Below are 1,017 nucleotides of genomic sequence, written 5' to 3'. Positions count from 1 at the left end.
GCCAGCGCCTCACGAGGTGAGATGCCGAAGAAGGCGGGGTCGAACTCGCCCGCGTCGTGGAGGAACCCGCCCTCGCGGGCGTAGCTCCTGCCGGTCGCCGCCGGGTCGGGGTCGTACAGGTCCGTGTCCCAGCCCCGGTCGTCGGGGAACGGCGACACGGCGTCCTGTCCGGTGGCGACGAGCCGCCACAGGTCCTCCGGGGAGCTCACGCCGCCCGGGTAGCGGCAGGCCATGCCGACGATCGCGATGGGCTCGTCCGCGGGACCGCCCGGCACGGACCGCCCGCTCCCGAGCGCTCGGTCCGCGAGCCCTCCGTCCGCGGCCTGCCCGCCGAGGAGTTGTTCGCGCAGGAAGTCGGTGAGCGCCCCGGGGGTGGGGTGGTCGAAGACCAGCGTGGCGGGCAGGCGCTGTCCGGTGGCGGCGTTCAGGCGGTTGCGCAGTTCGACCGCGGTGAGCGAGTCGAAGCCGAGGTCCTTGAACGGCCGTGCGGCGGAGACGGTGTCGGGGGTGGCGTGTCCCAGGACGGTCGCCACCTGCGCGCGCACCACGTCGAGCAGAGCCCGGTTCTGCTCTTCCCGGCCGAGACCGGCGAGCTGCCGGGCCAGGCCGCCGGCCGCGGGCGCGTCGGCGGCGGCAGCGGCGGTCCGGCGTGCCACGGTGCGGACCAGCCCCTGGAAGAGGGGGCGCAGCATGCCGGAGGCGGCCTCCTTGCGGAGGGTCGCCGTGTCGAGGCGTACGGGGACGAGGTGGGCGTCGTCCCGTGCGGTCGCCGCGTCCAGCAGGGCCAGACCGAGGTCGGACGGCAGCGGGCGGATGCCGGCGCGCCGCATCCAGGCGAGGTCGTCCTGTTCGAGGTGCCCGAGCATGTCGCCGGAGTGGGCCCACAGGCCCCAGGCGAGGGAGTGCGCGGGCAGGCCCAGGGCGCGGCGGTGCACCGCGAGGGCGTCGAGGAAGGCGTTGGCGGCGGCGTAGTTGCCCTGGCCGGGGTTGCCGAAGGTGCCCGCGACGGAGGAGAAC

General features: G+C 75.8%; 1 protein-coding gene. It reads right to left on the bottom strand.

All coding sequences use genetic code 11. The features are described from left to right. On the bottom strand, positions 1-1,017 hold a 1,017-nt coding region (locus IH00_RS0135785; protein WP_039947785.1), incomplete at both ends, for a beta-ketoacyl reductase.

Origin of the sequence: Streptomyces sp. NRRL S-118 (assembly GCF_000716335.1) — a bacterium.
Lineage (GTDB): Bacteria > Actinomycetota > Actinomycetes > Streptomycetales > Streptomycetaceae > Streptomyces.
Note: the sequence above shows the minus strand (reverse complement) of the source record. Positions and strands in the feature narration are given on the sequence as shown.